Source organism: Micromonospora sp. C51, assembly GCF_018070435.1.
GTDB classification, from domain to species: domain Bacteria; phylum Actinomycetota; class Actinomycetes; order Mycobacteriales; family Micromonosporaceae; genus Micromonospora; species Micromonospora sediminimaris.
Map to the genome: position 1 here is coordinate 10,319 of NZ_JAGPXQ010000008.1, position 25,015 is coordinate 35,333.

The window sequence follows — 25,015 nt, forward strand, 5'->3', positions numbered from 1 at the left end:
GTCACCCCACCCCGACGCCGGCACCACGGAACGGTGACAGCGCCCGGACCAGGCCGGCCGGTACGCGGGCCGGCTCGGTACGTCCGTTCGGCCCACGCATGCAGGCGATCCGCTGCCGTCCCCGGGCCACCAGCAGGTCGTCGTCGGCGATCCGCAGGTAGTCGAAGGCCAGCTCCATCTGCGTCTGGGTCAACTCGGCCAGCCGCATGCGTACCGCCAGCCGGTCGAACGGGGCCAGCTCGGCGAAGAACTCGCAGTCGACCTTCAGGGTGAACAACTTCAGGTCGCCCCGCAGCTCGTCGAGCACCTCGGGCGCGTGTTCGTGCAGGAACATCTCCCGGCACCGACCCTGCCACCGCAGATAGTTGACGTAGTAGACGTTGCCGACGAGGTTGGTCTCCTCGAAACCGATGGTGTGGTGGTACTCGTAGTAGCGCGACACTGTCACCCCTCCGTCCCGTTGAGGATCGCCACCACGACCTGCTCCGCGGCACCCGCCACCGAGCACACCCGGGTGGCGATCCGCACGCCACCGGAGTCCAGCACCACCCACCCGTCCGGGGCGGCGCCGGACACCAGGGTCAACGGACCGCCGGTGCGCCCCGCCTTCTGCAGGCACTCGGTCGCGCACCACACCCGGGTCGCCGCGAGGTCCGGCGGGTCACCGACCTCGGCGACGAGCAGCGCCGCCAGCGGCCCGTGCCGACCGATCAGGTCGCGCCGCGCGTCCGCCGAACGGACCGTCACCGGCTCCACGTCGCAGGCCAGCGGAGCGCCACCGACCACCGCGAGGCGCAGTGGCGCGGAGTACGCCACCGACACCTCACCCAGGCCGTCGGCCTCGGGTCGCCCGTCCGGTCGATGGCGTACCACCACCGCCCGGCCAGCCGCCCGGGACAGCAGTGTCCCGGCATCGCGCGGCCCACCGCCCGGCGCGGCAGCCACCGCGATGTCCCCGGTGAACACCTCCGCCAGACGCCGCTGCAACAGCGGCCCGAGCAGCACCGCCGGCCAACCCGAGGCCGGTGCGTGTGGGCGCACCGCGCGCAGTCGAAGCCCTGTCCAGCTCTCGATCACCGTGCCGGTCGCGTCACGGACCACCGCGTCGTACACGTAGCCGGTGCCGTGCTGTTCCCGTTCCCAGGCGGTGATGGTCACCGTCTCGGCCGCGGAGAGCTTCGGACCGGCGGACCAGATCCGGTCGATGCCCTCCGGCAACAGCGTCGCGTCCGGCACGCACACCTGGATGCCATGCATGAACGCGTCCCGGGCACCGGGGTCGCCCAGCACGAGACGGCCCGGCAGGAAGCGGCTGAACCATTCGCCCGCGTCGCTGGTGGTCACCTCCGCCTCCACGAGCCGCGCCGCCACCTGCCGGTAGCTGTTCAGCCGCTGGAACCGACCGGCCTGGAACAGCAGGTCACCGTAGAGGTCCCGAGCCGGTTCCAGGGGGAGCGCCGGCAACTCCAGCTGCTCCGGTGCGGCGGTGTCCTGCGGGTGCGACCCGTCCGGCGCGAACCGCAGGCGGGCCCGGAAGTGGTCCGCCGCGAACCCGGTCTCGGCGCTGCGGATCACGACGTCGATCACCTGTCCCGACCGCACCAGTGCGGCCACCCGGATCGTGACACCGCTCTGCGGGTCGACCATCACCGGCCGGTCGAACCGGACGTCCTCGATGACCGGCACCCCCGGGTGGCGGGCCAGCGCGGTGGCGACCTGAGCCATGGCCTCCAGGCCGAGCACCGCGGGAAAGAGCAGGTCACCGTCGAGCTGGTGATCGGCCAGGTACGGGTCGGTGGTGGGCGCGAGATCCACCTCGCAGACGAGTTCCACGCCGTCGTAGCGGATGAGGGGTCGTTCGGTGAACCTCAACAGTGGCAGCTCCGGTCGGTGGTACCGCAGGGTCTCCAGCCCACCGGTACGCCCGGTGACCACCACCACCGGCGGCAACGTGTCGTCGGAGAGCACCTCGCGCAGCACCCGCAGTCCGTCCTCCGGGCCGATCGGGGTGACGCCACGGCCGCTGAGCGCCTCGACCACCGACAGCCGTTCCCCCATGCCGACGCCGGACCACACCGACCACTCCAGACAGACCGCGCGGCACTTCGGGTAGGTCGTCGCGACATCCCGAGTCAGCTCCGCGAGTGCCTCGTTGGCGGCGGCGTAGTGCGCCTCGCCGTGCAGCCCGGCCCGCCCGATGATGCTGCCGAACGTCACGAGCAGCCGCAGCTGCGCAGGGTCGATCGCGGCGAGCACCGCGCGCAGGCCGCCCACCTTCGGCGCGAACACCTGGCGGACCGCGGCCTCGTCGAGGTCGCCGAGCGCGGTGGGGGTGTTCAGCCCGGCGCCGTGCAGCACGGCGGTCACCGGGCCCCAGTCGGCGGTGAGGTCGGCGACGGCGGCGGCGACGGCGGCGGAGTCGGTGACGTCCACCCGCAGGTAACGCAGGTCGCTGGCGGAGTCACGCAGCCGGGACAGGTTCGCGGAAAGCACCTCGTCGGTGGCCGGATCGGAACGACCGACCACCGCCAGCCGGCCACCGCTCTCCCGGGCCAGCAGCGCGGCCGCCTCGGCGGTGATGCCCTTGCCGCCACCGGTCACCAGTAGCACGTCCGCCGGTCCCAGGGGCAGCGCACCCGGCCGGGGATCGACCGGAGTCGGCCGCAGCATCGGCACCCGGCGGATGCCCGCCGCGTCGTACGTCACCTCGGTGAAGTCGACGGTGCCGGCCACCTCGGTCACCACCCGGTCCAGGGTGTCCGGTCCGAGCGGAGTCGTCACCACCGTCGTCCGCAGCCGGTCGCCCTCCAGCCGGGCGGTCTTCGCCAGCGCCCCGCCCCGTGCCGCCGGTTGCACCAGCACCAGCCGGCCACCGGCGGGTTGCCGCAGCGCGGCCTGGGCACCGCGTACCGCGGCCTCCAGGTACGCCTCGTCGGGGTCGTCCGGCAGGCAGACCAGGACGCCGGAGCCGAGCCCGGCCTCCTCCAGCGCGCGCCGCAGCGGTTCGGCGAGCGGATGGCCGGGACTGGCGTAGACGTCCCACCGTCCCCCGGTGCCGGCCGGCTCGCCCGCCGGTGCCGGCTCGTCGACAAGGTCGACGACGAAGGTTCGTACCCAGGGCGCGACCCCGGCGACGACATCGGCCGGTCCGGCGGTGTCCTCACGCCCCCGGGCATGCAGCGCCTCGGCCATCTCCCGCACGGTGGCGGTGGCGAAGTTGGTCGGCACGGACACCGCCGACAGCCCCATCGCACGCGCCGCCTCGTTGACGATCTGCCCAACGGTGATCGAGCTCATGTGCAGGTCGTCGAGGAGGCGACTGTCCTCGTGGAGCACCTCCACCGGCAACTCCGCCCGCTGCGCCACCAACTGGCGGACCAGCTCCAACGCCCCGTCGCCGGCGGGGAGCGCGACCTCGGCGGTCGGCGCTGGCGACGCGGCGGTGGCTGGCACCGCCACCTGGGGAGCCGACTCGCAGGGGTTGGCGAAGAAGGTGCTCGGCCGGTCCAGGTCCAACGGCCGGGTGAACCGGTCCTCGAACAACGCCGGATAGCTGGCCGGACCGCCCAACACGTACACCGCGCCGACGGCGGTGAGCAGGCCGACGAGAGACTCGGCGTCGGTGTCCAGCGCCAGCGCGGGAAGGTCCGGCATCTGCTCCCGGGCCAGCCGGCTGAGAACCTGTCCCGGCCCCACCTCGACGAACAGGTCGACCTCGACCGCGGCACGGGCCAGCGCCACGGTGAAGCGCACCGGTGCCTGGATCTGCCGGTGCAACAGCTCGACCAGATCGGTGTCCGGCGGCAGCACGATCCCGGTCACCGTCGAGGCCACCCGCCGCAACGGTGGGCCGAACCGGCACGAGCGCAGCCGTTCGCCGAAGGCCTCGGCCGCTGGCGCCATCAGCGGCGAGTGGAAGGCGTGCGAGACATTCAGTCGGGTGCAGGCGAGGCCGGCCAGCGACGCCCGCCGGGCCACCTCGCCGACGGCGTCGTCAGTGCCGGCCACCACCGTCTGTCGGGGGCCGTTGTAGCCGGCCACCACCGCGCCCGTGCCGTCGAGCAGGGCGGCGGTCTCCGCCGGGTCGCCGATGACGCCGGCCATCGCGCCGGGCCGGGCCAGGCTCGCCATGAGGTGCCCCCGCGCCGCGACCAGATCCCGCAGCTCACCCTCGTCCAGGCAGCCCGCCCAGTGCAGAGCGGTCAACTCGCCGAGGCTGTGTCCGACAGCGACAGTGGCATCGATGTCGAGCGCGTCGAGCACCCGCAACGCGCCGATCGACCCGGTGACGATGCGGGGTTGGGCGGCGGCGGTCCCGACGCTTTCGGGACGGTCACCGCCAGGGACGTCGCCGGCGGTCCGCCAGGCCTCGTCCACCTCGGTGAATCTCCGGCGCAAAGCGCCGCCGCCCCAACCCTGACCGGAGCCCTGGCCGGGAAAGAGGAAGCCGACGCGGACCGGACGGGTGACCCGTCCGACGAAGACACCCCGCCCCGGGTCGACCAGCCTGCCCGGGGCGCCGGGCGCCAGCGCGGCAGCCGCCGCCTCCACCGCCTGCTCGGCCTCGCGGGGGGTACGGGCCACGACGGCGGCCCGGTAGGCCCGCCCTCGTTGCTGCCGGTGCAGCGTCGCCGCCAGGTCGGCCAGGTCGGCGAAGGCGAGCCCGGCCACCGTCGGCCGTAGCTGCTCCAGCCGTTCCCGCAGCGCGTCCGGGCCGTCGGCGTCCACCAGGAGCAGCTCGGCGTCCTGCGCCGACCGGGCCAGTTGCCGGGTACGCCGGTCCAGCTGCCGGCGACGCGGACGGACCGGCCCGTCGATCACCAGGTGGGTGTTGATGCCACCGAACCCCATCGCGGTGATCCCGGCCCGCTGCGGGGCCTCGTCCGGCCATGCCTCGGCCTGGCGGACCACTCGCAGCGCCGGCCGGTCACCGACGAGTTCGGCGTGCGGATCAGTGCAACCCACGGTCGGCGGGATGACCTGATGGTGCACCGCGAGCACGGCCTTGATCAGCCCGGCCACGCCGGCCGCCGCCTTGGTGTGCCCGATCATGCCCTTGATGGAGCCGATCGCCGCCGGTGCGACCTGCGGATCGGCCGACCGCCGTTCCGCGCCGAGTGCTCTCAGTTCGGTGGCGTCGCCCACCGCTGTCCCGGTGCCGTGCCCCTCGAACAGCGGCACGCTCTCCACGCCGAAGCCGGCCCGTTGGTACGCGCGGCGCAGCGCCAGCCGGTAGCCGTCGGCCTCGGGTCGGGTCATGCCGCCGCGCCCGTCGGAGGAGACACCCCAGCCGGCGACCGTGGCGTAGATCCGGCGGCCCTGCGCGAGCGCGTCCCGCTCCCGCATCAGCACGACCATGCCGCAGCCCTCACCGGGCCAGAATCCGTTGGACCGACGGTCGTAGACGTACATCTCCTCCCGAGCCAGGGCGCCGGTGCGGGCGAAGCCGACCATCTCGAACGGATCGATCGACAGGTCCACTCCACCGGCGATCGCCACGTCGACGTCCTGGTCGGACAGGTTGCGACAGGCGGTCAGCACGGACAGCAGCGAGGAGGCGCAGGCGCCGTCCACCGTGTAGCCGCCGCCGTGCAGGTCGAAGTAGTTGCAGATGCGACCGGCGATGGTGTTGGACAGGCCACCGGCGAGGCTGTCCTCGGTCACCTCCGGGAACGGCGACTTGTAGGAGGACTCCAGGCCGGCGAGGAAGTCCGCCACCCGCTCGTCGTCCCAGCCCTGCGCGCCCAGCGCGGCACCTACCACCCGCCGCACGTACGGCCAGCGCAGCCGCATCGTCCCCGCTCGGGTGAATTCGCCGGTCAGCGTGTTACCGACGACGACGGCCGTACGCTCGCGGGGCAGACCGTCGCCCTCGGCGAATCCGGCATCTGCCAGCGCCTGCGCGGCCATGTCCAGCGCCAGCCAGTGGGTCAGGTCGGTGGAGCGGTAGGTGCTGCCGCTGACCTTGAAGCCGACCCGGTCGAACTCGTACCCCTCGATCACCGCGGCGTTGGCCGCGTAGTAGCGGTCAGCCGCGGTCGGGTCCGCCGACCAGTAGTCCTCGGCGCGCATCCGCTCGTCGGGCAGCCGGCGGAACGCCCGCCGCCCGGCGAGGACGTTCTCCCAGAGTTGACCAGGTCCGGCGGCGTCGGGAAACCGGCAGGCCAGGCCGACCACGGCTATCCGACTCATGCCCGCACCATCTCGCGGGTCACGCTGGCCGACACCTTGCCGTCCAGAGCGCCGGCATCGGTGGGCCCCGGCTGCGCGGCGAGGCGGACCGCGTGCAGCGACCACAGGAAGCCGCCACGGATCAGGCAGACGATCGCGGTGGCGAAGAACAGCCCGTACACGACGGATGCGCCGGTGAGCACGCCGTAGACCAGAGCGACACCGCCACCGAAGGCGAACTGCGACCACGGCTTCGACGGTGTCGTGCCCGGATCGGTGATCATGTAGTTGGTGAACAGCACGAACGCCACGCCGGTCATGGTGGCCAGCGCGCCGACGATGGAGGTGTCGAGCACCAGGCCGCGGAACACCGACTGGAGGACAAACACCCCCAGCCAGCCGGCGATCAGCCACATTCGGCCGGTGAGCTTGGCGTTGAGCAGCGTCCCGAAGATCACGATCACCGCCGGGACGATCCAGTCGCCGATGCCGGTGAGGTGCTCGGTGAACTGGTACGGCGGTGCGATGGAGATCCACGGAAACAGCAGCAGCGCGATCGCGATGCCGAAGTTCGACGGGTTCATGTAGTGCCGGAGCCGGCCGTTGACCGGCGCCCGGAACAGCCACTTGCCGCTGATCGCGACCATCACCGCGAAGAGCATGACCGGCACCTGGTCGTTGACGTACAGCAGCATGTTCACGGCGAGGCTGGTGATGTGCGCCGGATAGAGGAACTCGACGAATCCGCGTACGCCGCCGCCGAGGTAACGCGCGCGGCGTTCCTCGGCCCAGGCGCCGATCGTCTCCAACAGGATCTCGACGGTGTACCCCACCGCCAGCGCGAGCAGTGGCCACGCCCAGGCCTGCTCGAACCCGAGCACGGTGTACCCGAAGATGTTCAGGGCCGTGATGGAGATGGCGAACCTGCGCAGCGCGGTGACGATCCGCGGGTCCTTGTGTTGGGTACGCTGCTGACTCATCGCGAAGCCTCCCGTGCCTGGGTACCGAGGGCGAGGGTGTGCCGCCCGGGGGTGAGCCGCAGTTCCTGCTCCCGGGGGGTGCCCTCACGGTCGCGCCAACTCAGCTGCACGGTGACCGGACCAGCCACCTCACCGAGGCCGACCGAAACTTCGTTGCTGCGCCGGCCGGAGTGGCCGCTACCGCCGTCGACGCGGTCGATCAGCACCCGCCCGTCCGGGGTGGTCACCCGGACCTGCGCGCCGATCACCGGCGATCCGGCGCCAGCGAGCGGACCGGCGGCCTGCGGCTGGTCGTGCAGCAGCCGCAGCGTCAGGTTGGCCCCGGTCGTCGGGCTGTCGTTGTGGTACACGACGGGGGCGTCCCACTGCCGGGCCACGGCGAAATCGAGCCGGCCGTCGCCATCCATGTCACCGACAGCGACACCCCGAGTGGGCACCCGCTCGGCCAGCCCGAGTTCGACACTCAGGTCCTCGTACCGGCCGTCGTCGCCAGCCACGTGGAAGACCAGGTGCTGGCCGCCGGCGATGTCGTCGCCCTGCTCCACCCGTGGCCACCAGCGCGGATCGGCCAGCAGCTCGTCGTTGGCCGTGGCCAACTCCTGCAACTGCGCCCAGCGGTTGACCTCGCCCTTGACGAAGCCCGCCGTCTGCACGATGTCCGGCCGGCCCCGGTTGGTGAAGTCGGCGAGCTTCACGTCCCAGCTCCAGCCGCTCCAGGCCAGGCCCAGTTCGGCGCTGCGGTCCTGCCACGGCGCCTTGCCCTCGCGCAGCGTGGCGCGAAGTTCGTCGGTGTCGGCGGCGGTGTTGACGAAGGCGAAGTTGCTCTCCTGGATACCGAACGACGTGGTGATGTTGCCGACGTACAGGTCGAACATGCCGTCGCCGTCGAAGTCGCCGAAGTCGACCCCCATGCCCTTGAACGAGTCGTGGCCGACCCGCTTCGACTTGGGCGTCAACCCGGGAAGCCCGCTGCTCTCCACCAGGGCGAAGGCGATCCGGCCCGGCTCCGACCGGTTGTGCAGCAACCGGTCGGGGCCGAAGTCGTTGGCGATGTACAGCTCGGGCAGCAGGTCGCCGTCGACGTCGTTGGCGGCGACCGCCAGCGTCCAGCCCCGCGACACGTCGGTGGCGAAGACGTCCGGCACCTCGGCGTACGAGACGTCGGGCTCCGGGCCGGCGCTGCCGCCGGTGAACCTCAGCACGTGGTCGTCGCCGCCGTTGAGCGCGTTGGACATCGACCGGTTCATCGCCACCCCGCCGTGCTGGCCGGGATCGAGTACCGGGCTGTCGGGGAAGTAGTTGCCGATGTAGACGTCGAGGTTGCCGTCACCGTCGAAGTCGGCCAGCGTCGCGGCATTGGTGTTCCACTGTGGACCTGTGTAGGTGCCACCGGCCGGCACCCGGTCGGGCAGCAACTCGACCGCCACATAGGCGTCGCGGGACAGGGCGGTCGCGTCGGCCCGCGCCAGGAACGCCACCGGCGTGCGACCCCAGTAGTAGACCAGCAGGTCGGTACGGCCGTCTCCGTTGAGGTCGCCGGGCAGGCAGCCCATCGGGGCGATGTGCGGGTTGGTGGGCAGCGGCGCCAGGTCCAGCACGAACGGCTGGTAGCGGTCCGCGCCCGGGGTCGGTGCCGGCGACACCACGACCCGGTCGATGCGCGGGTCGGTGACGCAGAGGTCATTGGCCAGCCCATCGCCGTCCAGGTCGTTCACCGCGATGCCCGCCCCGACCGAGGAGATCCACGCCGCGATGTGCCGGTACGCGCCGTTCACCTGACGGATCGACTGCTGCGGCAGCCCACCGGGCATGGTCAGCGACAGGGGTGTGAACCGGTAGGACCGCGCCATCACCCGCCGCTCGTCGGCGCTCGCCTCCGGCAGCCGGACGGCCACAAAGGTGCCGACGAGCAGCACCAGCGCCACCGCCCCGGCCAGTTGCCGCCGGAGGATCCTTCTGATTGCCAACACGGGTCAGCACCTCCCCAAGGTCACGAACTGCTGGGCGATCCGCTGCCGCCAGACCAGGAACGCCGGCACCGGCCCGTCGTGGTCGAGCCCGTCCAACGCGTGCTCGGTCACCTCGGCGGCCTGCGCTGCGGGCGTACCGCAGAACACTTCGGTGGCGACGCCGGTGTGTTCGCTGGTCAGGCCGGCACGGCGACGGGCCTGCGCGGCGAACGCGCTGCCCTGCGCCATGGCCGGTGCGTACGCCGCGCCCCGTTCAGCCAGCCGGAGCAGCAGTTCGCGGCGGGCGCCGCCGGCGTACGTGGCGGCGAGCGCGGTCCCGCTGTACAGATCCTCGCGCCGTTCGACGGGGAACTGGTCGATCGTGTCGGCGACCCGGTCGGGGTCGGCGCCCGCCACGAACCACAACGCCCGCCCGACGCCCTGGTCGATGACCCGGCCGGTCCACCGCCCGGCAGGATCCCCCGGCCACGAGCCGATCCGGTCCCGGTGGCGTTCCCGCACGTATCGCTGAGTGTGAAAGTACGCCTGGTGGAAGCCGTACCCGTCGAGGGCCAGCCAGCCCAGCAGGCGGTCGGTCGGTTGGACGGCCCGCCACCGCCAGCGGGGCAGCCGGGCCATCGCCCATCCCAGCCCGACATGGACCATGTAGACGTGCCGATCGGCGGGACCGGCGAGGAACCGGGCCAGCCGGCGGCCACCGGTCAGCCCGTCCAGCACGGCGAACCCCATCGCGGCACCCTCGTACGCGAAGCCCCGCAGGTCGGGCTCGACCGTCTCCAGCCGCGCCGTGGCCTCGACCGGGCCCCGCTCACCCACTGCGTACCGGAAGCCGGTCAGGAAGTGGACGCCGACGGACTCCAGCAGCTCGCGGCTGGCCTCGTCACGGGCGACAAACCCACGAGTGGCAAAGCTGGCCTCGGTTGTTTTCGGGGTCAGAAGGTTCTGACGAATGGTTCGCCAGTTGACGGGCATGGATTACTCCTGACGCGCGTCATCCGCAATAAGGCCGACATGATTCGGCAAATTGGACCCCGCTGATTAATCAGCCCCATACGGGACCAGTGTCGCCGTGTCGGTACCCGAACCATGTTTCACGGCGATCATCGGAGTTACTTCTCTCAACTTGCTCGGCTGGCCCATGAATTGCCGGCCGACCCTCCCGGCCAGCAATCAAGAAAACGTCAAGCACAGCCGCGCACAATCCACAACGGTGCCCGATCGACTCCCAGGGAGTGCACGTGAAAACGACGCCAGGCGTGACGCGTAGCACGGTCGACCACTCCCGTGCTGCCGCTGCGGCACGGGCCATCGAATACATGCGCGGTCATCTCGCGGAGCCACTGCAGCTTGCCGACCTGGCCCGAGTGGTCCCCTTCAGCCCGTTCCACTTCCATCGACTCTTCCGGGACGTGACCTCGATGACCCCGGCCCGGTTCCTCGCCGCGCTGCGCATGGCGGAGGCCCGCCGGCTGCTGCTGCACACCGGCCTCACGGTGACCGCGATCAGCGGCTACGTCGGCTACACAAGTGCCGGCACGTTCACCACCCAGTTCACCCGCCTCGTCGGCACCTCGCCCGGACACTTCCGCCAGTTGGCCCGGCTGCTGGCCGGACGGCCCTGCCACGTCCTGGCCGAGGCGCTGCGCCGGGCGGGCACCGAGGTGGTCCGCCCCCGGCTGACGCTGCACCTGCCCGACAGCACCCCCGACGACCTCGTCCTGGTCGGCCTGCGCACGGCGGGCGAGTCCAGTGACGCGTCAACTGCGTGGGCGGTCTCCGCCGGCGGCACAGGTGTGCCGGTGGTGGCCCGTCCCGGCACGTACCACACCCGGGTCGTGCTGGTCCGAGGCCACAGCACGGTGGCCCGGGCCCTGGTGGACGAGGAGCCGACCAGCTATCTGGTGGGCGCCTCGGACCTGCTGCTGCCCCAGGACGGCCGGGCCCATGCCCGCATCACGATCCAGCCTCCCCGCCCCACCGACCCGCCCGCGCTGGCGATCGGGCCGGTCTGCCGGCTGGTCGAGACGCTCATCGGCCGGGTCGCACCGGGACGCTGGTCAGGACCGGCCCGGCCGGTCCCTCGTCACGCGCCTGCCACCCCGGCCATCGCATGACGGCGGCGACCTGGCAGGTTCGCCCGACGGTGACCGGCCCGCGACGCCGTGAACAGGAAGGCGGTTCCGGACAACCATGCCAATCGATCCCGTTTCCGGACGCGTGTCCGCACTGAAGGCCGCCGTCGTCGGCGCCGGTTACGTCGGCACCTGCCTCGCGGTAGCGCTCGCCGAACGCGGCGCCGAGGTGGTGGCGATCGACAGCGACGAGTCCCTGGTGGCCGACCTGCGGGCCGGCCGGTGCCGGCTGCCCGAGCCCGGCCTCGCCGACGCCGTGGCCGACCTGAGTGCCACCGGACGACTCACCGCGAGCAGTTCGTACGAGGTGGTGGCCGGCGTCGACGTGGTGCTGGTGACCGTCGGCACGCCGACCGACCCGCGGGGCGAGATGGTCGCCGACCAGTTGGTGGCGGCCTGCGAACGGCTCTCCGGGTACCTGCGCGCCGGGCAACTCGTGATCGTCAAGTCGACGGTCTCCCCCGGCACCACCCGCACCCTCGTCGCGCCGTTGCTGGAGCGCGGTGGGCTGCTCCGCGAATGCGACTTCTGGCTCGCTTTCTGCCCGGAGCGGCTGGCGGAGGGCGCCGCCCTGGCCCAGGTGCGCAGCCTGCCGGTCGTGGTGGGCGGGGTCGGTCCCCGCTCGGCCGCGGCGGCCGAGCGCTTCTGGCGCTCCAGCCTCGGCGTCGAGGTTCATCAGGTGCCGTCCGCCGAGGCGGCCGAGGTGGTCAAGCTGGCCACCAACTGGTGGATCGACGCGAACGTGGCGGTTGCCAACGAGCTGGCACGGTACTGCTCGGCGCTCGACGTGGACGTCCTGGACGTGACTGGCGCGGCGAACACCCTGCCCAAGGGCAGCAGCATGGTCAACCTGCTGATGCCCGGCGTGGGGGTCGGTGGCTCGTGTCTCACCAAGGATCCGTGGATGGCCTGGCGGGACGGTCGCAGCCGAGGCGTCCCGCTACGCACGGTGGAGACCGCTCGGGCGGTCAACGACGACATGCCCCGCTACACCGCCTCGCTGATCGCCGACGAACTGCTCAAGCTCGGCCTGGACCGGTCGGACACCACGGTCGCCGTGCTCGGCGCGGCCTTCAAGAGCGACACCGGCGACGTCCGCAACACCCCGGTGCTGGGCGTGGTGGCGGCGCTGCGTGAGGCCGGGTTCCAGGTCCGGATCTTCGACCCGCTCGCCGACCCGGCGCAGATCGAGGCCCGGTTCGGCTTCGCGCCGGCGGCGAGCCTGACCGAGGCGGTCGCCGGGGCCGGTTGTCTCGCCTTCCTCGCCGGACACCGCCAGTTCCACGACCTCGACCTCAGCACCCTGGTCACTCAGGTGCACCGTCCGTGCCTGTTCTTCGACGGGCGCATGCACCTGACGCCGACGCGCGTCCGCGAGGTGCTTCGGCTCGGCTTCGCCTATCGCGGTATCGGGAGGTGACATCGTGCCGAGGTCCTTGGTGACCGGCGGATTCGGCTTCGTCGGCAGTCACGTGGTGCAACGCCTGCTCGACCGGGGCGACGAGGTGGTGGTCTACGATCCGGCCGACCCGCCGCCGGACCTGGCCGGCGCAGCCGGCGACGTCCGGCACGTGCGGGGCGACGTCCGTGACGCGACGGCGCTGACCGCTGCCGCCACCGGCGTGGACGAGATCTACCACCTCGCCGCTGTCGTCGGCGTCGACCGGTATCTCAGCCGGCCGCTGGATGTCGTCGAGGTCAACGTGGATGGCACCCGCAATGCCCTGCGGGCCGGCCTGCGCTGCGGCGCCCGGGTGCTGGTCTCCAGCACCAGCGAGGTGTACGGACGCAACCCCCGGGTGCCGTGGCGGGAAGAGGACGACCGGGTGCTCGGCAGCACCGCGACCGACCGCTGGTCGTACGCGACGAGCAAGGCCGCGGCGGAGCACCTCACCTTCGCGTACCACCGGCAGGAGGCACTGCCGGTGGTCGTGCTGCGGTACTTCAACGTCTACGGCCCGCGGCAGCGGCCCGCGTACGTGCTCAGCCGCACGATCGCCCGACTGCTCCGTGGTGATCCTCCGGTGGTGTACGACGACGGCCGGCAGACCCGCTGCTTCACCTGGGTATCCGAGGCGGCCGAGGCGACCCTGCTCGCGGCGGCGCACCCGCGGGCGGTCGGCGAGTGTTTCAACATCGGCAACACCGTCGAGACGCCGGTGGCCGAGGCGATCCGGCTGGCCGCCGAGGTGGCCGGGGTGACGCTGTCGGCCCGGACGGCGGACACCGGCGCCGGCCTGGGTGCCCGTTACCAGGACATCCCACGGCGCGTGCCGGACTGCGGCAAGGCCGCCAGCCTGCTCGGCTGGCGCGCTGAGACCCCCTTGGCGACCGGCCTGCGTCACACCGTCGAGTGGGCCCGGCGTAACCCCTGGTGGTCGGCGCAGGCCGACGACGGGTTGGTCGCCCGGTAGCCGGAGTACCGCAGCACCGCTCGTACGGGGTCGCGGTGGGCACCACGTACGGTCAGGCCTGTCCGGGCACGACGGTGGCTGGACGGACCTGCCCGCCGAGGCTGGGCCGGTCCCCGGTGATTCGGGCCCGCGCGTACCGGCGACGGAGCGGTTCCTCCACCCAGCGGTGCAGACCGATCGCGACGGCGATCGACACCAGCAACATCGCGCCCGCGATCAGCAGACCGGCCCCGGCGCCGAACCGCTGGTCCGCACCGACCAGATGCCGCATGATCAGCATGATCGGGAAGTGGATGATGTACAGCGCGTACGACGCGTTGCCCAGGGCGACCAACGGCCGGGATCGCAGCACCCGCCCGCGACCTTCCAGGTCCGCATGGGCCAGGTTCGCCACCAACGCGAACAGCGACAGGAACAGCGCCGCGCTGAAGATGAAGGTGAACGGCAGCATCGGGGTCAGCAGGAACGCCAGGATCGTCGAGAGCACCAGCTTCCACCGGGCGACCCGCCGCCAGCGGCCGGTCTGCACGATGCGCGCCAGCACCATGCCGAGTAGGAAGTTCAGCAGCCGGACCGGAGGGAAGGTGTAGACGAACCAGTACTCGGTGAGGTTGAACGGCAACCAGTCCAGCTGGGCAACGCCGGGCAGCATCGGGCTCAGTGCCGAGATCAGCAGAATCCCCCCGATGATCGCGAAGCACCAGCGCCACAGCCGCTCGGCCGGGATGCGCAGCACCAACGGCAGCAGCAACGGGAACAACAGGTAGAAGAAGGCCTCGGTTGAGATCGACCAGGCCGGGGCGTTCAGGTAGGACAGGTAGTCCCAGGACGGCACCCAACCCTGCACCAGCAGCAGGCTCGCCACCGCCGGGCCGGCCCGCAGGTCGGTGGAGAATCCGCTGACCGGCGACGGCGCGCTGGCGACCAGGACGAACGCCACCGCGACACCCCAGGCGAGCACGTGCAGCGGCACGATCTTCCAGAACCGACGACGCCAGAACCGGATGGCGCGGTCCATCGCTGGCGCCGACCAGGTCAGCACGAAACCGCTGAGGGTGAAGAAGGTGGCCAGGGCGGCCGACGCCAACGGCGTGGTCAGGCCCATCCCGAGTTGCAGCGCCTCGTTGGCGAAGAGCTGCGATGTGGAGAGCAGGTGTACCGCCGCCACGGTGAGCGCGAGGAAGAAGCGATAACCGGTGAGTGCCGGCAGACGGTGTGGTCGTGCGTCGGTCTGTGTCACGTCGCTCCTCGGATGGGGCCGGGCCACGCCCTGAGCCGTCGGATGCCGCCCGTCCAACTGCGCCATCGGCGGGTGCCGACACTCGGGGCCGAATCTTTCGTCGTATCTGCCGACGAAATAGGATCAGTCCGTCTGGCAGACAACGTCCAACGTCCCGCTGATTGGTTGCGGTGAATGCGACGATGACACGCGTACGGACTCCGACGCACCGTCCTATTGGGCGGTTCGTCGATCCGTAGAGCGAGGTTGTGACGCCGAGGGGGCGGTCGGGTCTATCCGTTTCCCGGGTTACTCATCCGCCGGACCACTGCAACCCTCCGGTCTCCCACATCGTAGGATTGATCGGCCGAGTTTGGCCCGCGTCAGATCCGTTCAGTTCGATGGCGGCTCGCCGGTACGAGTGGCCACGAAAAGTCCTCGTCCGGTCAACCAGCCGTTCACATATGACCCTTCGCATCCGGCGGCGGCGAACGCGTCCAAATACTCGTCACGAGTGAACATCGCGAGCAGGCCGACCTGGGTGAACTCGCGTATACCGTGGGCGTCACCCACCAGCCAACGCTCCTCCATCCGGGTGAGCCGCCCCTGCTGGGTCGAGCGTGAGATCCGAGCCACCACCCGGTCCGGCTCCCGGACCAGGTCGCCGCCGAGGTGACCGTCGATGAACCGCTCCGGGAACCACCAGGGCTCCACCACCAGCACTCCGCCGGGCGCGAGGTGTCTGGCCATCGTGGCGACGGCGGCCCGCATCTCCGCCACCGTGCCGAGGAAGTTGATCGCGGTGAAGAGGCAGGTCACCGCGTCGAAAGTGACACCGAGCCGGAAATCGCGCATGTCAGCGGTGTGCAGCGTCACCCCGGGCAGCCGGCGGCGGGCCACGTCCAGCATGGCCGGCGCGAATTCCACGCCCTCGACGTGGGCAAACCGACCGGTGAACGATTCCAGGTGGGCTCCGGTGCCGCAGCCGACGTCGAGCAACCGGGTCGCGGTCGGACGGACGGCCAGTATCCGGTCGGCCACGTCGGTGGCCTCTGCCTGCCAACTCTTGCCCCGGCTACGGTAGGTCGCCTCGTACACCGCGGCGTGCTGTGGCCCGAACATTCCTACCCCTCCCGGCACCACCGGTCGTCGACCAGGCGGCGAGCTGGATCGGCGACGCCGGGACGATCGCCGACCTGCCGCCTTTATAACCACGGTCTGATATTGTCGTGCCGTGCACGCGTTCGACGTCCTGGGCGACCCCGTCCGCCGCCGCATCATCGAGCTGCTGGCCGACGGCGAGATGTCGGCCGGCGAGGTCGGTGCGATCGTGCAACGCGAGTTCGGGATCTCCCAGCCCGGTGTCTCCCAACACCTTCGGGTGTTGCGGGAGAACGGCTTCACCACGGTGCGTCCGCAGGGCACCCGCCGCCTGTACGCCGTCGATCCGGCGCCGCTTCAGGAACTGGACCACTGGCTGGAGCGCTATCGCAGCTTCTGGAGCCAGCGCCTCGACGCGCTGAGTACGGAGATCGCGCGGGGCCGCTCCCGTCGCCGGTCCGGCAGTGGCGAGTCGCCGGCCGACCAGCAGACCCGCCGTCGGTCCGGCGGCGCGGACGGCTAGCCCTGTGTCGAAGTCGCCGGTCGAGCCGAGGCGGAGTCCAGGCCGCGGTCCGGCAAGGTGGGGATTGGTCAGGACACCGGTGTTGTATCCGGACCAATCCCTGACGCGGCCGGCCGTCGTCTGGGCCCGCCGTAGGCCGGCCAGGGACTTCGACACAGCGCCTAGGCGGTTCCGGACGCTCTGCTCCGGTGACCGCCCAGCCGCCTCGGTACCGCCGGACGACGGCGATCGGGCCTTCGAGAAAGCCCGATCCGGCCCACCGTTCGGCGCGATCAGCCGGCCCGCCGCGCGGCGAAGTCGGGCAGCCGGCGGGCGATCTCGTCGGGGGCCGGCATCGCCGCGATCTCGGCGGCAACCGCCTTCGCCGCCGTCCGGTAGCTCTCGTCCGCGATCAGCCGCTTCGCGGCGTCCGCCACCGCCTCGGCGTTGACACCGCCGGGCGGCAGGTGCTCACCGGCCTTCGCCTGGGCCACGGCTTGGGCGTTCGCGAACGAGTCACCCGCCCACGGGAAGGAGAGCTGCGGCACACCTGCGTCGAACGCGCCGATGGTGGTCCCGCTGCCACCGTGATGGACCACGAGGTCGACGTGGGGCAGCAGCGCTGCCTGCGAGACCCACGACTCCAGCCGCACGTTGGTCGGCACCTCGCCGAGCTGGGTGAGATCGAGCGACGGGCCGCCCGCGACGAGGACATCGACGTCCAGGGTGGCCAGGCCGTCGATCGCGGCCCGCAGCACCTCGACGGTGCCGCCGCTGGAGGTGCCCAGGGTCAGGTACACCAGGGGCCGGGACCCGGTCCGCGCGAGTACCCAGTCCGGCACGTCCGGTCGCTCGGTGAACGGCACCGGGCGCAGCTCATGGCGCTCGGGGCGGGACCGGAACGCGGGCTCCTGCAACGACGGCGGATAGATGTCGAGGAACGGGTTGCCGAAGGCGTCGATGCGCCCGGGCGGCAGGTCGATGCCGAGCTGAGCGGCGAGCCGGAGCACCTCGTCCTCAATGGATCGGGTCAGCTCGTCCGGGGTGTCTCGGCCGACCCCGTGGCAGATGGTCGGGATGCCGGCCTTGGTGGCGGCCAGTCCTGCGCCGTAGTTGCTGATCTCCTGCACCACGAGGTCGGGTCGCACCCGGTCGAGCACCGGTTGGAGCTGGTCGAAGATGCGCTGTGGCATCACCTGCCCGAACACGATCTGGGGAAGCTCGCTGAGTTGCTCGGGCGTCAGCCCGTCGGGGCTGTCGGTGTCGAAGCGGATCCGTAGCGCCGCCAGGAAGCCGTCGAAGACCGGCATCCCGGTGGCGACCGGGTCGAAGCCCTGCCCACGCAACACCTCGGCGAAGCCCTCACCGGTGGCGAAGGTGATCTCGTGGCCGGCATCCCGAGCGGCGGCGGCCAACGGCAGTAGCGGGTAGGTGTGGCCGTGTGTTCCGAGACTGGCGAACAGCACACGCACGTCGATCACTCGCCTTTCGAAGGGACGACAATCCACTTTATTCATATCTAGCACAAGCCTTACGGATCAACAGTGTCCCGGCTTGCGCAACTCGTATGGCAAGCAACCTTGCCGTGTTGTGCCATCCGACGCTCCTGCTCTACGCTTGAAAATATAAAGTGATCTACGTCTGGGAGGCCTCCATGGGCAGCGGTGACGGCCAGGACCTGCGTGCCTTCGTGCACGACTCGGCCGAGGAGACGGACACGACTCAGCGCCTGACGAAGCTCTTGACCAACTCCCCCATCCCGACCGAGGAACTGGTCAACAACCTTCCCCTCTTCCTGCGCCGGCACCAGCTGACCGACCTGCTCTCCATGGACCACCTCTACCGCGAGGTCCTGGACGTACCCGGCGTGATCATGGAGTTCGGTGTCCGGTACGGCCGCCACCTCGCCACCTTCACCGCGCTGCGTGGCCTCTACGAGCCCTACAACCCGCTGCGACGCATCGTCGGCTTCGACACCTTCACCGGGTTTCCGGACGTCAACGAGGTCGACAAGGTCGGTCCGACCGCGTACGAAGGCCGGTTCGCGACCCCCGGGGGCTACCCGGCGTACCTGCGGGAGGTCCTCGACGCCCACGAGTGCAGCGAGTTCTTCGGCCATGTGACCCAGCGAAGCGTCCTCGTGGAGGGAGACGTACGCGAGACGGTGCCGCGCTACCTGGCGGAGAACCCGCAGACGGTCATCGCGCTGGCCTACTTCGACCTCGACCTCTACGAACCGTCCAAGGCGGTGCTTGAGGCCATCCGTCCGCACCTCACCAAGGGCAGCATCGTCGCCTTCGACGAGTTGGACAACCCCAAGTGGCCCGGAGAGAACATCGCGATGCGGGAGACCCTCGGCCTGGACCACGCCACGCTGCGCCTGATCCCCGGCCGACCGGCCCCCGCCTACCTGCGGTGGGGCTCCTGAACCCCGCGTGTCCACCGCGCATCGAGCAAGCCGGGCTGGGTACGTATAAACTCTGACTTACGTTTGCGTCGACTTATGGAGAGGTGGTCGAGCCGCGAGCCGTCCACCTCCCGCACAGCGACAGTGAGGACGGAGACATGCCACAGGAGAAGACCGCGTCCGCCACGGCGACCAAGAGCACCACCGCCCGGAAGCCGAAACCGCCGAACTACGATCCGTTCGTCCGGCACAGCGTCACGGTCGCCGCCGACCGCAAGACCGCCTTCAAGGTGTTCCTGGAGGACTTCCCGAAATGGTGGCCGGAGAACTTCCGCACCACCAAGGTCGGCGCGCCCCTGGGCGTCGACCCCAAGAAGGGCGGCCGCCTCTACGAGATCGACGAGCAGGGCGAGGAACACACCTTCGGTCTGATCCGCACGGTGGACGCACCGGACACCCTGGCCGTCGGCTGGCGGCTCAACGGCTTCGGCCGCATCGACCCGGACAACGCCAGTGAGTTCACGGTGACGTTCGTGCCGGACGGTCAGAAGAAGACCCGGGTCGAGGTCGAGCACACGCACTTCGACCGGATGGGCACCAAGCACGCCAAGCGGGTGCGCAACGGCATGGACAAGGGCTGGCCCACGATCCTCGCCTCCTTCGAGAAGAGGATCAAGGAGGTGACGGCGAAGTGAGCGAACTCAACAACCCGGTGGCCTCCGGCCAGCCGACCGAGCGGCTCATCGGCCAGCGTTCGATCCCCGCCGGTGACGCCCGCAGCGTCATCATCCGGCAGCGCTACGACGCGCCGGTCGAGGAGGTCTGGAGCGCCTGCACCGACCCGAACCGGATCAACCGCTGGTTCATCGAGCCGAAGGGAGAGCTACGCCAGGGCGGGACCTTCGACCTGCCGGGCAACGCTCACGGAGACATCCTGCGTTGCGAGCCGCCGCGGCTGCTCACCCTCAGCTGGATCTACGGCGACAAGCCCGACAGCGAGGTGGAACTGCGGCTCAGCGAAGACGGCTCCGGCACGCTGCTCGAACTGGAGCACGCCACGGTCGCCGACCTGATGCTCATCGAGGTGGCCGTGGGATGGGAGATGGCCCTCGACTTCCTGAGCATGTTCCTGCGCGGCGACCTGCCCGGCGCCCCCGTACCGGAGGACGCCGCCGAGGAGTTCGAGCCGAGCCCCGAGATGATGCGGATCGCCCAGGAACGCGGCCAGACCTGGGCCGCCCTGGTCAATCCCGGAGCCTGACCACCCAAAGACGCCGGCCCCGGTTCCCGCGAAGGAACCGGGGCCGGCGTCGTCGGAGGTCAGCGCTGCTTGCGGTTGTAGAGCAGGGCGGTAGGCGTCGCGAACACGACGATGAGCGCCGCACAGGCGAGCAGACCCGCCGTGAGATCGCCGCCAGACAGATCACCGTGCATCAGGCCACGCGTGGTGGTCGCCGCATGGGTGACCGGGTTCAGCTTCACCACCGCCTCGAGCCAGCCCGGCATGGTCTGGGAGGGGGCCAGGATGTTGCTGCCGAACAGCAGGATGAACTGGAGCAGGTTGACCACACCGGCCGCGGCCGTGGGCTGCGGGATCAGCACCGCGAAGAACATCCACAACCAGCTCACGCTGAAGGTGAACAGCTGCAGGTAGAGCAGCGCGAGCACCACACCGGCGAAGCCACCGTCCGGGCGGAAGCCCAGCAGCAGACCCAACGCCAGTGGCACCACCGAGGTCAGCGCGTACCGCAGCACGTCGCCGCCCATCGTGCCGACCAGGACCGCCGGCTGCCAGATGGGCGTGGAGCGGACCCGATCGAACATCCCGGTCGCGATGTCGCGGTTGAGCGTCAGGGCACTCATCATGCTCGACGCCACCAGCGACAGAACGATCACGCCGGGCAGGAAGAACTGCAGATAGTCCCCGGGGGTCCCGGCGATCGCGCCACCGAGCAGATACGTGAAGACCAGGGTGAGGATCACCGGGAACACTACGGCGGTACCGAGGTGGTCCTGCACGTACTTCAGCTTGATCAACGTCCGCCAGGCGAACGTACGGCAGGCGAAGAGGGCACCCGGAGCGGGTGGCCGTTGCATGCCGGGAACCGACCGACCGGGGGACTCGGCCGCCGGCCGAGCCTGGGTGCTGGATGATGTCATGCCCGAACCTCCGCTTCCTCTTCTCGGGTGTCGTCCAGCGTGGAGTGACCGGTGAGCGCGAGGAACACCGTGTCCAGCGACGGCTGCCCCAGGGTGAAGTCCTCGACGCTGATCCCCGCGCGGGCCAACTCGCCGAGGGCGCGCGCGGCCTGGTCGGCGTCGGGAATCTTCACCAGCAGCCGGGACGGGTCGGACTCGGCGTCCACGCCCGCGCCGATCGCACGGGCGAGCAGCGTGCCCGCCTCGGCGCGGCGGGACGGATCGGTCAGCAGTACCTCCAGCACGCCGTCGGCGCGGCTGGTCTTCAGCTCGGCTGGCGTCCCGCGGGCCACCACCTGCCCGTGGTCGATCAGGGTCAGGTCGTCGGCCATCTGGTCGGCCTCGTCGAGATACTGGGTGGTGAGCAGGACGGTGCCGCCGTCCTGGACGAGCACCCGGATCATCTGCCAGACCTCGCTGCGGCTGCGCGGGTCGAGGCCGGTGGTCGGCTCGTCGAGAAAGAGCAACTCGTGCGTCACCACCATGCTCGCGGCCACGTCGATGCGCCGTTTCTGGCCACCGGAGTAGGTCTTCACCAGCCGATTACCAACCTCGGTCAGCTCGAACGCCTCCAGCAACTGCTCAGCGCGGGCGGTAGCCGGGCGGTGCCGCAGGCCCTGAAGGCGGCCGGCGAGGATCAGGTTCTGCAGGCCGGTCATGTCCTCATCGAGCGCCATGGTCTGCCCGGTCAGGCCGATCCGGCGGCGTACCGCCGCCGCCTCGCGCACCACGTCGTGACCGAGCACCTGGGCATTGCCGGAGGTGGGCCGCAGCAGGGTCGCCAGGATCTTCATGGCGGTCGTCTTGCCGGCACCGTTGGGCCCCAGTACACCGTGGATCGTCCCGGTGCGCACGGTGAGGTCCAGCCCGTCCAGGGCGCGCGTCTCTCCGTAGACCTTCACCAGCTCATGAGTCTCAATGGCCAGCGCTGGATTGCCTGTCATGCTCTCTCCCGTCGCGTCACAGCGAACTCGGGCAGCCGAATCACGAGATCTTGCCCGGACCAAGCTACAGAAGCTACTTATATCATTCAAGCCTGCTATTAGTCGCGACGACAATAACGCCGGGTCAATCCGGCGGGTCCAGCCACAGGTTGGCCGCGTCGTACCAGCGGTCGACGTGCGGGAGGGGAATCGCGTCGCGTACCCGCGCGCTGGTCAGGTGCTCGATGGTCGGCTCGCAGACCAGGATCGGCACGATCGCCACGTCGGTGAGGACCTGCCGGTCGACCTGGTGCCACAGCGCCGCCGCCGAATCCTCGGTAGGCGCGGAGAGGGCGCGGTCGATCAGGTCGTCGACCAACTGATTGTGGTAGCCGCCGTAGTTCGCCGTGCCGACGGCGGTGTTGCTCTGGAACATCGGCTGGACGTAGGAACGGCCGTTGTTGCCGAACCAGTCGGGCATGAAAGCCGCCGGGGTGATGTCCCACTCCCCCGCTGCCGCCCGTTTCGGATCTTGGAGAATGCGGTAGTACTCGTCGGTCTGGTCGATCTCCACCAGTCGACAGTCGATCCCACCCGCGGCCAGGTCCTCGGCGACCGCCTTCGCCACCTGACCGTGCACCGCGTCGATCCGGTAGATCATCGTCAAGCTGAGCCCGTGCGGATACCCCGCCTCCGCCAGCAGTTGGCGACACCGCGCACGGTCACCCCGGTCCCCGGGTGTCGGGTACGGGTCGTAGTCACGGTGGCCGACGTTGCCGGGCGGGATGACACCGTGCGCGGGACGGGTCACCGTGCCGATTCCCATGTCGTCGAAGAACCGGACCAGCCGTGCCTTGTCGATCGCGTACGCGATGGCCAGCCGGACCTCCCGCCGCCGCAACGCGCCCGCCGCACGCGGACTGTTCAGGTTGAACACCAGGTAGGGGTTGAGCGCCCAGCCGAGGTTGCGGTCCGCTTCGGTGCGTCGGCGTGGCCGCCCCACGGCGGCGCCCCAGGACAGGTCCGCCCGTCCGCTGGTGATCTCGTCGCGGACCCGTTCGTCGCTCACCCGGGCCATCCGGACGTCGATCCGGTCCACGTACCGGCGGCGGATCGGGTCGGCGTCGGGCTGCCAGGCCGGGTTGTGCGCCATGGTGAGGTGGCTGCCCGGGACGTAGGAGGTGATCCGGTACGGACCGTTGGAACGGACCTGGCGGATGAACTCCGGGCTGTCCGGGACGAGTTGGTCGTACTCGTGCGGTGCCGCCGAGACGAACGGCATCGCCAGCAGGTTGAGCAGATCGTTTGCCGGTCTGAGCAGGTCGATGACCAACGTCCGGTCGTCGACCGCCCGCAGGCCGGCGATGTCGTGGCTGTTCTGGTAGTCGGCAAGCTCCGCGGCGGTGGGCGTACGGCCGGCGAAGCGAGCCCGGTAGCCCGCGACGAACTGTGCCATCCCGGCGATGGTGCTGGTGTAGTAGGCGAGGGCCCCCGCGCCGGCCACCGGATTCGCCATCCGCTTGAAGCCACGGACGAAATCGGCGGCGGTGACCGCCCGCTGCGGGCTGGTGTCCCAGTACACCCCGTCACGCAACCGCAGCGTGTAGCTCCGACCGTCGGCGCTGCGTCCCCCGTTGGCGACGGTTGGCAGTTCGGCGGCGACATCCGGCACCGGCACCAGCGCGCGGGCGTCCTCCGTCGTCGGATAGCTGAACAGCTGCCGGGCGAAGAGCCGGATCACCTGGTGGGAGAAGGCGTAGTAGGCGGCGGCGGGGTCGAGGTGGTCAAGCCCGCCGGGGCCGTAGAAGCGCAACGTGCCGCCGGGGCGGGGACGTGGGCGGTGATCCGGCACGGTTCGACGACCTCCCTGCTCAGGCCGGCACGCCGACCGCTACGGACATCACCGACCGGGTGGCCACCACCTGCTCCAGTCGGAGGCCGGCGGCGGTGAACAACGGTTCGAGTTCGGCGGCCGTACGCTCCTGTCCGGTGCGTGCGGCCAGCATCATGAAGTCCATCTCCTTGCTCTGGTGGGGGTCGTTGCCCTCCGGGACGACCGCGTCGACCACCAGCACCCGGCCGTGCGCCGGCATCGCCCGACGGCAGTTGGTCAGGATCCGTACGCTCCGCTCGTCGTCCCAGTTGTGCAGGATCCGCTTGAGTACGTGTACGTCGGCGTGGGGCGCCTCGCCGAGGAAGTCGCCGGCCACGACCTTCCAGCGCCCCGCCACGTCCGGCTCGTCGAGCCGATGACGGGCGACCACCTCGGCGCGGTCCAGCAGGATGCCCTGGAGGCCGGGGTGTTCACGCAGCACGGTGAGCAGGAAGCCGCCCCGCCCGCCGCCGACGTCAGCGACCGTGCCGGTGTCGGGAAAAAGGCCGGTGCGGGCGAGGATCAGGTGCTCGGCGGCGCTGACCGTCTCCATGCCCTCGTAGTAGAGCGCCTCGATTTCCGCGTCGTTGTCGAAGTAGTCGTTCAGCGAGCGCCCGAAGATCTCGTCGAACCCGGGTCGGTGCGCCCCCATCGCGTCGGTCACCCGGTGGCTCATCGTCCAGAACATCGTGTCGGTGAACATGAGGATGCCGGCCCGCGCCGGCACCGGGGAGTCCGACCGCAGCGCGGCGCCCTTGTCGGTGAGGGCGAACCGGCCGTCGTGCTCGTGAACCACGTCCCGCGCGGCGAGCAGTCGCAGCACCCGGCGCAATCCGTCGACGTCGGTGCCGGTGGCGGCGGCCAACTCGGTGGCGGTGCGCGGCCCGTCGGCCAGATGGTCGGCGACGTTCACCGTCGCGGCCGCCCGCAGGGCCGCCGCGTAGGTGTAGCCCATCGCCTCCTGGTAGAGGGCCAGCGCCGACTGCAACCTGTCCATGTTTCCTCCGGGCCCGATCGCGACTGCCGCACACGCTTGCTCGGATGCTATACCGGAATGAAGTAGTTAGCAGCGTCAGGCTCTCTTCACCGCAACTTGCGCGATAGCCTCGCCGCTTTTCACTTGA

Annotated in this window: 19 protein-coding genes; 7 read left to right on the forward strand and 12 right to left on the reverse strand. The window is 70.5% G+C overall.

Features of this window, described 5'->3' with window-relative positions; genetic code table 11:
- Position 1 precedes the first annotated feature (1 nt).
- Genes KBX50_RS11700 through KBX50_RS11720 form a run of 5 tightly spaced genes read right to left on the reverse strand, consistent with a single transcriptional unit; the run spans position 2 to position 10,093 of the window.
- Positions 2-448 (reverse strand): thioesterase family protein, encoded by a 447-nt coding sequence (locus KBX50_RS11700; RefSeq protein ID WP_210937056.1) that lies wholly within the window; start codon positions 446-448, stop codon positions 2-4.
- A complete protein-coding gene (locus KBX50_RS11705) occupies positions 445-6,297 on the reverse strand; it encodes an SDR family NAD(P)-dependent oxidoreductase (protein WP_374224607.1) in 5,853 nt (1,950 codons plus the stop codon). Before KBX50_RS11705 ends, KBX50_RS11700 begins: the two co-directional genes overlap by 4 nt.
- On the reverse strand, positions 6,189-7,151 hold the full coding sequence (locus tag KBX50_RS11710; protein ID WP_210937058.1) for an enediyne biosynthesis protein: 963 nt from the start codon (positions 7,149-7,151) through the stop codon (positions 6,189-6,191). Before KBX50_RS11710 ends, KBX50_RS11705 begins: the two co-directional genes overlap by 109 nt.
- The gene (locus tag KBX50_RS11715) at positions 7,148-9,121 is read right to left on the reverse strand and encodes a CRTAC1 family protein (protein WP_210937059.1); all 1,974 of its coding nucleotides are present in this window, start codon (positions 9,119-9,121) and stop codon (positions 7,148-7,150) included. Before KBX50_RS11715 ends, KBX50_RS11710 begins: the two co-directional genes overlap by 4 nt.
- Positions 9,122-9,124: 3 nt before the next feature.
- Entirely contained in the window at positions 9,125-10,093 is a 969-nt protein-coding gene (locus KBX50_RS11720; protein ID WP_210937060.1) for a DUF1702 family protein, read from the reverse strand.
- Positions 10,094-10,359: 266 nt separating this feature from the next.
- On the opposite strand from KBX50_RS11720, the gene KBX50_RS11725 reads away from it, so the two are divergent.
- The 3 genes from KBX50_RS11725 to KBX50_RS11735 all read left to right on the forward strand — a co-directional run bounded on the left by KBX50_RS11725 (position 10,360) and on the right by KBX50_RS11735 (position 13,667).
- The gene (locus tag KBX50_RS11725; protein ID WP_374224608.1) at positions 10,360-11,235 is read left to right on the forward strand and encodes a helix-turn-helix domain-containing protein; all 876 of its coding nucleotides are present in this window, start codon (positions 10,360-10,362) and stop codon (positions 11,233-11,235) included.
- A gap of 76 nt (positions 11,236-11,311) precedes the next feature.
- A complete protein-coding gene (locus tag KBX50_RS11730) occupies positions 11,312-12,673 on the forward strand; it encodes a nucleotide sugar dehydrogenase (protein WP_210937061.1) in 1,362 nt (453 codons plus the stop codon).
- A gap of 4 nt (positions 12,674-12,677) precedes the next feature.
- Positions 12,678-13,667, forward strand: coding sequence for an NAD-dependent epimerase/dehydratase family protein (locus tag KBX50_RS11735; protein ID WP_210937062.1), 990 nt, complete (start codon positions 12,678-12,680; stop codon positions 13,665-13,667).
- Between the two features lie 52 nt (positions 13,668-13,719).
- Here the strand turns inward: KBX50_RS11735 and KBX50_RS11740 are convergent, their stop codons facing one another.
- Positions 13,720-14,907 carry an acyltransferase gene (locus tag KBX50_RS11740; RefSeq protein ID WP_210937063.1) on the reverse strand — a complete coding sequence of 396 codons (1,188 nt, stop codon included), beginning with the start codon at positions 14,905-14,907 and terminating at the stop codon, positions 13,720-13,722.
- Positions 14,908-15,279: 372 nt separating this feature from the next.
- Complete coding sequence (locus KBX50_RS11745; RefSeq protein ID WP_210937064.1) at positions 15,280-16,008, reverse strand: class I SAM-dependent methyltransferase; 729 nt, start codon at positions 16,006-16,008, stop codon at positions 15,280-15,282.
- A 112-nt stretch (positions 16,009-16,120) separates the two neighbouring features.
- Between KBX50_RS11745 and KBX50_RS11750 the strand changes: the two genes are divergently transcribed.
- Positions 16,121-16,510 (forward strand): helix-turn-helix transcriptional regulator, encoded by a 390-nt coding sequence (locus KBX50_RS11750; RefSeq protein WP_210937065.1) that lies wholly within the window; start codon positions 16,121-16,123, stop codon positions 16,508-16,510.
- A 272-nt stretch (positions 16,511-16,782) separates the two neighbouring features.
- On the opposite strand, the gene KBX50_RS11755 is transcribed toward KBX50_RS11750, so the two are convergent.
- Positions 16,783-17,970 carry a glycosyltransferase gene (locus KBX50_RS11755; protein WP_210937066.1) on the reverse strand — a complete coding sequence of 396 codons (1,188 nt, stop codon included), beginning with the start codon at positions 17,968-17,970 and terminating at the stop codon, positions 16,783-16,785.
- 173 nt (positions 17,971-18,143) lie between these two features.
- Between KBX50_RS11755 and KBX50_RS11760 the strand changes: the two genes are divergently transcribed.
- The 3 genes from KBX50_RS11760 (at position 18,144) to KBX50_RS11770 (ending at position 20,157) form a co-directional block, all read left to right on the forward strand.
- Positions 18,144-18,917, forward strand: coding sequence for a class I SAM-dependent methyltransferase (locus KBX50_RS11760; RefSeq protein ID WP_093409775.1), 774 nt, complete (start codon positions 18,144-18,146; stop codon positions 18,915-18,917).
- 137 nt (positions 18,918-19,054) lie between these two features.
- Positions 19,055-19,591, forward strand: a complete 537-nt coding sequence (locus KBX50_RS11765; RefSeq protein WP_210937067.1) for an SRPBCC family protein — start codon at positions 19,055-19,057, stop codon at positions 19,589-19,591.
- The gene (locus tag KBX50_RS11770) at positions 19,588-20,157 is read left to right on the forward strand and encodes an SRPBCC family protein (protein WP_210937068.1); all 570 of its coding nucleotides are present in this window, start codon (positions 19,588-19,590) and stop codon (positions 20,155-20,157) included. The genes KBX50_RS11765 and KBX50_RS11770 overlap by 4 nt, the downstream gene beginning before the upstream one ends.
- Before the next feature lie 59 nt (positions 20,158-20,216).
- Here KBX50_RS11770 and KBX50_RS11775 read toward each other — a convergent pair whose 3' ends face one another.
- The 4 genes from KBX50_RS11775 to KBX50_RS11790 form a co-directional block, all read right to left on the reverse strand.
- Positions 20,217-21,056 (reverse strand): ABC transporter permease, encoded by an 840-nt coding sequence (locus KBX50_RS11775; protein WP_210937069.1) that lies wholly within the window; start codon positions 21,054-21,056, stop codon positions 20,217-20,219.
- The gene (locus KBX50_RS11780) at positions 21,053-22,039 is read right to left on the reverse strand and encodes an ATP-binding cassette domain-containing protein (protein WP_093409527.1); all 987 of its coding nucleotides are present in this window, start codon (positions 22,037-22,039) and stop codon (positions 21,053-21,055) included. Before KBX50_RS11780 ends, KBX50_RS11775 begins: the two co-directional genes overlap by 4 nt.
- Positions 22,040-22,163: 124 nt before the next feature.
- Complete coding sequence (locus KBX50_RS11785) at positions 22,164-23,870, reverse strand: ABC transporter substrate-binding protein (protein ID WP_210937070.1); 1,707 nt, start codon at positions 23,868-23,870, stop codon at positions 22,164-22,166.
- A 19-nt stretch (positions 23,871-23,889) separates the two neighbouring features.
- A complete protein-coding gene (locus tag KBX50_RS11790; RefSeq protein ID WP_210937071.1) occupies positions 23,890-24,888 on the reverse strand; it encodes a methyltransferase in 999 nt (332 codons plus the stop codon).
- Positions 24,889-25,015 lie beyond the last annotated feature (127 nt).

Bases quoted from the DNA above. Each gene is read 5' to 3' on its own strand.
- KBX50_RS11710 (WP_210937058.1), bottom strand. From the start codon at position 7,151: ATGAGTCAGCAGCGTACCCAACACAAGGACCCGCGGATCGTCACCGCG.
- KBX50_RS11720 (WP_210937060.1), bottom strand. From the start codon at position 10,093: ATGCCCGTCAACTGGCGAACCATTCGTCAGAACCTTCTGACCCCGAAA.
- KBX50_RS11730 (WP_210937061.1), top strand. From the start codon at position 11,312: ATGCCAATCGATCCCGTTTCCGGACGCGTGTCCGCACTGAAGGCCGCC.
- KBX50_RS11745 (WP_210937064.1), bottom strand. From the start codon at position 16,008: ATGTTCGGGCCACAGCACGCCGCGGTGTACGAGGCGACCTACCGTAGC.
- KBX50_RS11760 (WP_093409775.1), top strand. From the start codon at position 18,144: ATGGGCAGCGGTGACGGCCAGGACCTGCGTGCCTTCGTGCACGACTCG.
- KBX50_RS11765 (WP_210937067.1), top strand. From the start codon at position 19,055: ATGCCACAGGAGAAGACCGCGTCCGCCACGGCGACCAAGAGCACCACC.
- KBX50_RS11775 (WP_210937069.1), bottom strand. From the start codon at position 21,056: ATGACATCATCCAGCACCCAGGCTCGGCCGGCGGCCGAGTCCCCCGGT.
- KBX50_RS11780 (WP_093409527.1), bottom strand. From the start codon at position 22,039: ATGACAGGCAATCCAGCGCTGGCCATTGAGACTCATGAGCTGGTGAAG.
- KBX50_RS11790 (WP_210937071.1), bottom strand. From the start codon at position 24,888: ATGGACAGGTTGCAGTCGGCGCTGGCCCTCTACCAGGAGGCGATGGGC.